Consider the following 7372-nt stretch of genomic DNA (forward strand, 5'->3'; position numbering starts at 1 on the left):
ATGCGATTGAGGACGGACTGAGTTTTGTAGAGAACGCCATTATAAAAGCGCGTCATGCCAGCCGTATTAGTGGCCTGCCTGCCATTGCTGATGATTCAGGACTATGCGTGCCGGTGCTCGGCAACGCGCCAGGTATTCACTCTGCGCGCTTTGCAGGCGAGCATGGTAATGATGCCAAAAACAACGCCAAGCTCATTGCCGATTTGCAGCCTATACGGGCGCAAAGTCCAGATACTGCTATAAAAGCTCAGTTCGTTTGCGTATTAGCACTCGTGCGTCACGCGGATGATCCATTGCCAATTATCGCGCAGGGAGTGTGGCAAGGTGAGATATTGGAGGCGCCACTCGGCGAGGGCGGTTTCGGTTATGATCCGCTGTTTTGGCTACCCAAGTTGCAAGCGAGTGCAGCAAGTTTGGACGCGGCTACCAAGAATCAAATCAGCCATCGTGGTCAAGCTATCCGTCAGCTATTAACGCAATTACCCTCGTAATAAGCTCAGTATAAGCTCAGTTTGACTCTAAAAACAGATAACTTTTACTTTAATTAGCAGATAGATTATACTGTTCTACTTTTAAATTTTGTTTAAAGACGCTGTTGGTGCTGGTAATAGAGCAAAAGGTTTTATTATACAGCCAATTAGCGGGTAATAAGCGTTATCTGATAGTGATACCCATTTGGTAACTGCTATCCCCTATTATTTTTGATTTCAACGGCAATCAGGGCTATCGATTTTTGAGGCGTGATTGTCCACTCTTATTTTAATCCTAAAGGTGTAATGAACATGGCTACAGATTTACAAGTCACAACCAACAAGCTGTCTAATAAAGAAACGCAGCTCACGGTCAAAGTCCCGGTCGAAAAGATTCAAAACAAAGTCGAAGGCCGTATCCGTCAAGTCGCCAAAACCGCCAAGATTGATGGTTTTCGTAAAGGTAACGTGCCGATGTCGCACATCCGCTCACAGTATGGCGCGGGCATTCAGCAAGAAGTTATCAACGATGTCATCCGTGATACTGTCTTTGAAGCGATCAAATCTGAAGACATCCGCGCCGTTGGTATGCCAAACATCGATGATGTCAAACTAGAAGATGATTTTTTAGTATACCAAGCCACTGTTGAGATCTTCCCAGAAGTTGACGTGCAAGGTATCGATGAGATCGAAGTGGAGCGTCATACCGCAAGCGTCGCTGATGCAGACGTCGATACGATGATTGAAAACTTGCAAAAGCAGCGCCAAGAGTTCGTTGAGAAAAAAGGCAAAGCGGCAAAAGACAATCAAGTGACCTTTGACTTTGAAGGCTCAATCGATGGCGAAAAATTCGAAGGCGGCTCAAGCGAGGACTTCAAACTGGTTATCGGTAGTGGTCAGATGATCCCAGGTTTTGAAGAGGGTATCAAAGGCATGAAAGCTGGGGAGGAAAAGACTATCGACGTAACTTTCCCAGAAGATTACCAAGCTGAAAACTTAGCTGGCAAAGAAGCTCAGTTCAAAATCAATGTAAAACTGGTCGAAAAATCCAAGCTTCCTGAGATTGATGATGCGTTCCTTGAGCTATTTGGCGTGACCGAGGGCGGCATAGATAAGTTAAAAGATGACGTCCGCAAAAACATGGAACGCGAAATCAAGAACGCCGCGCGTAGCCAAGTTAAACAAGCTACTTTTGATGCCCTGTTAGAAAAGAACGAGTTTGACGTACCAAGCGCTATGCTAGAGCAAGAGATTGATCGTCAGCGCAACATGATGATGCAGCGCTTCTCTCAGCAGTTCGGCGCGAATGCTGATAGCTTCGATAAAGATATGCTGCCAAATGAGCTGTTTGAAGAGCAAGCATTACGTGCAGCGCGCTTAGGTATCATCGTCGCTCGCGTCATCGATACTAAAGGTATCGAAGTCGATCAAGACCGCGTTGAGACCTTTATTAAAGAAGCGGCTGAAAACTACGAAGATCCAAACGAGGTCATTGAATACTACACCAATGATAAGCAGCAACGCGCGAACATCGAGTCTGTCGTTCTAGAAGACCAAGTGGTTGATTACTTAATTGAGCAAGGTCAAGTCACTGACAAAGAAGTCAGCTACCAAGACTTGCTAGCGGCCCAGCAACAGCAGCAACAAGCAATGTAATTGAGCAGTTTGTTATAAATGCTTGAAGTAATAAAAATGCCCTGACACTTGCTGTTAGGGCATTTTTATTAACGATCTTGTCGTCTGTGCCCTTGATAACTGAGCATAAGCGCCCTATTAATAGGGAATCATTTTACTTTTTCACAGGATTACTCCACTATTATGAATATAAAAAAGTTATGATACTTTCATTCATCGTAGTGCTCATGTTTTTAGACTTATAAATAGGATCTTTTATGACAGATTATGATCGCATCACTGCCAACCCCCATTTTGATATGCTGATGAGTGCTCACAACGAAGCGAAGCACATCCAAAGCAGCCCTCAAGCCGCCCTCATCCCTATGGTCGTTGAGCAATCAGCGCGCGGCGAACGCTCGTTTGATATCTTCTCACGCCTTTTACGTGAGCGTGTTATCTTTTTGACCGGTCAAGTTGAAGATCACATGGCCAACCTAATCGTGGCGCAGCTTTTATTCTTAGAAGCTGAAAACCCTGACAAAGATATCCATCTGTATATTAACTCGCCAGGCGGTTCGGTAAGTGCAGGCCTTGCTATCTTTGATACTATGAACTTTATTAAGCCTGAGGTGTCGACCATCTGTATGGGCGGCGCTTATAGCATGGGTTCATTCTTACTCGCGGCGGGCGAACGCGGCAAGCGTTATGCGCTAGCTAACTCTCGCGTTATGATTCATCAGCCCTCAGGCGGCGCGCAAGGTCAGGCGACTGATATCGAGATTAATGCGCGTGAAATCCTAAAAACTCGCGACCGTCTCAATCAGATTTTGGCAGAGCGTACCGGTCAACCGGTCGAGAAAATCGAAAAAGACGTCGAGCGTGATTACTGGTTAGATGCCAAAGAAGCCAAAGAGTACGGTTTGGTTGACGAAGTATTAGAGCGCCGCCCTGACTCATTATAAAGACTGATGCTTTTTTTACTTATCAAAAGCCTAGTTACGCAATACAAGACTAAATTTTAGGAGCGCCTGTATATGGCAGATGACAAAACCCCGCACTGCTCGTTTTGCGGTAAAGCCAAAAGTGATGTCAAGCAGCTGATTGCCGCTGACGATGCCAATATTTGTAATGAATGTATTGAGCTGTGCACCGACCTGATCGCCGATAGTGATGTCGAAACTGACGATGATAGCGAGATTGATACCTCGTGGGTCAATAAAAAACTACCGACGCCAAAAGAGCTACGCGCCAAGCTCGATGAATACGTTATCGGACAAGACGCTGCCAAAAAAGCGCTATCTGTAGCAGTTTATAATCACTATAAGCGTCTTAAAGTGAGCCAAACTTTAGCACGCGATAGTAAAAAAGCTAAGATCGGCGCTGATGATGCGATGGTCGAGTTGGCTAAGAGTAATATCTTACTGATCGGTCCCACAGGCTCTGGTAAGACATTGCTCGCGCAAACCTTGGCTCGTCTGCTTGATGTGCCCTTTGCGATGGCAGATGCCACGACATTGACCGAAGCCGGTTATGTTGGTGAAGATGTTGAAAACATCGTGCAAAAGTTATTACAAGCCTCAGACTATGACGTAGGTAAAGCCGAACAAGGTATCATCTATATCGATGAGATCGACAAGATCAGTAAAAAAGGCGATAACCCGTCTATCACCCGTGATGTGTCAGGTGAGGGCGTACAACAAGCCCTGCTTAAACTTATCGAAGGTACGGTTGCTGCTATCCCGCCGCACGGTGGTCGTAAGCATCCACAGCAAGAGCTGATCCAAGTCGATACTAGTAATATCCTTATCATCGTTGGTGGCGCGTTTGCAGGTCTCGATAAAGTCATTCAGCAGCGTACTGAAAAAGGCGGTATCGGTTTTAACGCCGATGTCAGCTCAAAAGATGACAGCGCGCGCAGCTCAGATTTGCTACAACAAGTTGAGCCTGAGGATCTGATTAAGTTTGGTCTAATTCCAGAATTGATTGGTCGTCTGCCCGTACTCGCGGCGCTAAAAGAGCTGGATGAAGAAGCACTGGTACAGATCTTAACTGAGCCTAAGAACGCTCTAGTTAAGCAGTATAAGTATCTATTCGATATGGAAGGCGCTGACATTAGCTTTACCAATGAAGCGCTTGACGCTATCGCCAAAAAAGCCATGGAGCGTAAAACAGGTGCTCGTGGTCTGCGCTCTATCGTTGAGAATGCTCTGCTTGAGACTATGTATGAGCTGCCGTCGATGAAAAATGCCAAGACGGTTATGGTAGATGAAGAAGTGATTAACGAAGGTAAAATACCTAAAATTGCTTAACTGGTTATTATACTTGTAGATGTCGTTATTAGTATTAACAAGCGCTTAGCACTAGCTAGGCGCTTTTTTATTGCGCGCTGTTTTTGTTTTACTTGGCATAATGACATTTATAAAATGACAGTGGCGTTTATCAATCCTTGTCAGCCCTAATCGTAAACTATGCTAATCTACAATCACCACTTTTGTTCTATTATTTATTAAAGTCGTATACGATTGTCATTTATCACACAAAGGTTATTACACAAAGGATTGTTCATCATGCTTAACAACGTTACCGCTGTGGCAAGCTCGCTGCGTCAGCAACTGCCCTTTTCATCCCATCAAGATCAAGATATTGACTCTTGTTATCGCGATCATGTCGCTGCTATCACGGGAGCCGGCTCCGGTATGGGCCGCGAGCTGGCGCTTCATTTAGCGCAGATGGGCTGTCATTTGGCATTATCAGACATCAATGCCGAGCAACTGGCGCAAACCAAGGATCTACTGGTTGGTTATGATATAAAAGTCACAACTACGATGCTGGATGTCTCAGATAACAAGGCGGTTGAAGCTTGGGCGGATGAGGTCATGAGCGATCATGGTAAGGTAAATTTTATCTTTAACAATGCAGGAGTAGCACTGTACTCAACGGTTGAAGGCAGTAGTATTAGTGAGCTTGAGTGGGTCATGGATATCAACTTTTGGGGCGTCGTCTATGGTACTAAGGCGTTTTTACCTTTGATAAAAAACAGCGTCAAAGCTAGCGCGATTGACAGTAGTCGCAAAGCCAATAATCAAAACAAAAGCTCACGACAATTCAAAGAGCATGGTCATATCATTAACATCTCAAGCCTGTTTGGCTTAACTGCGCAGCCTTCACAATCTGCTTATAACGCCAGCAAATTTGCGGTGCGCGGTTTTACTGAGAGCTTGCGTCAAGAGTTAGATATTCAGCAAAGCGGCGTGTCAGCGACTTGTATTCATCCAGGTGGTATCAAGACCAATATTGCTAATAGTGCGCGCGGTAACGACAGTATTATTGATATCGGTCTTAGCAATGATGCTATCAAAAAGTTCAATAAATTTTTAAAGTTTGATGCCAGCCAAGCGGCTTGGATTATTTTGCAGGCAGCGGCAACCAATCAGCCGCGCTGCTTAATCGGTAACGATGCCAAAGTGATAGACGCGCTACAACGGGTATTCCCTGCGCGTTATAGTCAAGTGTTAAATGATGTCAATAAATTATCGCGTAGATTAAAAGGTAAAAGACCTGCCAAAACGCACCAAGCTTAAATTTTTTGGATAAAAACCTTTTAGGTATGAATTTTTATACGAAAACCCCAGCCATTAGATATGGCTGGGGTTTTATTTTTGAGTGCTTCTAGACTTATACAATTAAGGCAGTTTCATATCACCAGCAACCAGCCAGCCCATACGGCGCATTCCATAAGCGACGAGTCCTGCGATAACAGCAGGCAACACAAACATCAATAGGATAATAGCCGTCCACATCTGACTTGTGCTCATAATTTCTTTTGAGGCTTCAATTACCCCAAACACACCGACCAATCCAGCTGTACCCATACCCGCCCCTGTCGCTGTACAAGCCAGCTCAAAGACGACCGTTGCGATAGGGCCAACGATAGCGCTAGCGATAACGGCAGGCAATAAGATTAAAGGCTTTTTGAGGACATTAGGGATCTGTAGCATACTCGTACCCAAACCTTGTGAGATAACACCGCTAAACCCATTGTCCTTAAAGCTGGCGACCGCAAAGCCAATCATATGTGCCGCGCAGCCAACGACCGCCGCCCCGCCTGCTAAACCGCCCAGTCCAATGGCAATACAAATCGCTGCACTAGATGTCGGCAGTGTCAGTAAGATACCGACGACGACTGCTATCACAATTCCCATCAGTAGCGGCTGCAGCTCTGTCGCCGCTTGAATGCCCTGCCCGATAGCATTGACCGCTGCGACAACAGGCGGATTAAGTAGCGCACAGACCGCGAGGGCAACTGCACATACAAGTAACGGCACTAATAAAATATCTAGCTTGGTCTTGCCTGCAATCCAAGTGCCGGCGCGGTAAGCGAAGACGGAAGCCAGATAAGCGCCTATTGGATTGCCAGGCAGGGCGATAAAAGTAGCAGGCCCGCCAACTTGCGGGGTAAATAAAGTCCCTGCCATTAGCGCTTCAGAATGCGCGCCTAGCATACCAGCGACTAGGCAGCTCAGCATAACTAGTGTCGGTGCTTTAAGATAGTAAGCGATTCCGACACCAATACCTGCACCCATTAAAATAGAGGCCAATTTGCCGACAGCCACTAGCGAGGGTAAGTTAAGCCAGCCACCGATCTGCGAGATAATCAATCCTGCTATAAGGGTCACAAATAGCCCAAGCGCCATACCGGTAAAAGCATCGATAAAGTACTTTTGAAAAAAAGCTTTGATAGCGCTAGGAGGCGCAGCTAAAGGTGATGACGTCATAGTTATACTCATACTCTTAAGAAAGAAATAAGTCAAAAAAAGAAGCTAAAAAAAGCGCCCTATTGACGCTTTTAAAAGAACTGCTGTAGTTCAGCGGCGCTGCTCGACGATGATAGAGTCAATACCGTTATTTTGCAAGCGCTGCTGAGCGCTTGCGACCGCTTGTCTGTTATTCATAGGTCGTGAGATGACTTGATAGATAGGCAAGCCGTTACCTGTAGTATTTTTGACCACTCTAGCATCCACGCCTGCCATCAACACCTGCGCGCGGCGGCGATCGGCCTCGTCCGCATTACCAAAGCTGTTGATCTGCAAAATATAAGTAGCTGCAGGGGCCGCTCTTTGTACACTTGCCGTCCCTGTCTCAGTTGCTCTATTAGAGGTCGTATTATTAGCAGGAGGCGACCCATCGTAAGTCGTATTTTCTTCAACGATAACGATATCATTGTCGCTATTAGCAGCATTGCTATTGCCGCGAGCAGGCTCTATCGTTGTACTCTCAGCGATACC

7 protein-coding genes are annotated in these 7372 nt (G+C 45.8%); 5 read left to right on the top strand and 2 right to left on the bottom strand.

Annotated elements, in window-relative coordinates; all coding sequences use genetic code 11:
• From ACTXGO_RS07675 to ACTXGO_RS07695, 5 genes are all read left to right on the top strand, one after another.
• A partial coding sequence (locus ACTXGO_RS07675; protein WP_443573934.1) for a non-canonical purine NTP pyrophosphatase occupies positions 1-491 on the top strand: 491 nt, incomplete at its 5' end.
• A gap of 291 nt (positions 492-782) precedes the next feature.
• Entirely contained in the window at positions 783-2126 is a 1344-nt protein-coding gene (gene tig / locus ACTXGO_RS07680) for a trigger factor (RefSeq protein ID WP_443573936.1), read from the top strand.
• 236 nt (positions 2127-2362) lie between these two features.
• Positions 2363-3049: an ATP-dependent Clp endopeptidase proteolytic subunit ClpP gene (gene clpP / locus ACTXGO_RS07685; protein WP_443573938.1), complete on the top strand. Its 687-nt coding sequence runs from the start codon at positions 2363-2365 to the stop codon at positions 3047-3049.
• A 72-nt stretch (positions 3050-3121) separates the two neighbouring features.
• The gene (gene clpX, locus ACTXGO_RS07690) at positions 3122-4396 is read left to right on the top strand and encodes an ATP-dependent protease ATP-binding subunit ClpX (RefSeq protein WP_443543276.1); all 1275 of its coding nucleotides are present in this window, start codon (positions 3122-3124) and stop codon (positions 4394-4396) included.
• Positions 4397-4654: 258 nt separating this feature from the next.
• A complete protein-coding gene (locus tag ACTXGO_RS07695; protein ID WP_443573940.1) occupies positions 4655-5668 on the top strand; it encodes an SDR family NAD(P)-dependent oxidoreductase in 1014 nt (337 codons plus the stop codon).
• Positions 5669-5770: 102 nt separating this feature from the next.
• Here ACTXGO_RS07695 and ACTXGO_RS07700 read toward each other — a convergent pair whose 3' ends face one another.
• A complete protein-coding gene (locus ACTXGO_RS07700) occupies positions 5771-6862 on the bottom strand; it encodes a PTS transporter subunit IIC (RefSeq protein ID WP_317200536.1) in 1092 nt (363 codons plus the stop codon).
• A gap of 90 nt (positions 6863-6952) precedes the next feature.
• A partial coding sequence (locus ACTXGO_RS07705; protein ID WP_443573942.1) for an SPOR domain-containing protein occupies positions 6953-7372 on the bottom strand: 420 nt, incomplete at its 5' end.

Source organism: Psychrobacter sp. T6-1 (assembly GCF_052258445.1).

What these genes read in the sequence shown, in the direction of transcription:
- clpX (WP_443543276.1), top strand. Translation starts at nt 3,122, where the DNA reads ATGGCAGATGACAAAACCCCGCACTGCTCGTTTTGCGGTAAAGCCAAA.
- ACTXGO_RS07700 (WP_317200536.1), bottom strand. Translation starts at nt 6,862, where the DNA reads ATGACGTCATCACCTTTAGCTGCGCCTCCTAGCGCTATCAAAGCTTTT.
- tig (WP_443573936.1), top strand. Translation starts at nt 783, where the DNA reads ATGGCTACAGATTTACAAGTCACAACCAACAAGCTGTCTAATAAAGAA.
- clpP (WP_443573938.1), top strand. Translation starts at nt 2,363, where the DNA reads ATGACAGATTATGATCGCATCACTGCCAACCCCCATTTTGATATGCTG.
- ACTXGO_RS07695 (WP_443573940.1), top strand. Translation starts at nt 4,655, where the DNA reads ATGCTTAACAACGTTACCGCTGTGGCAAGCTCGCTGCGTCAGCAACTG.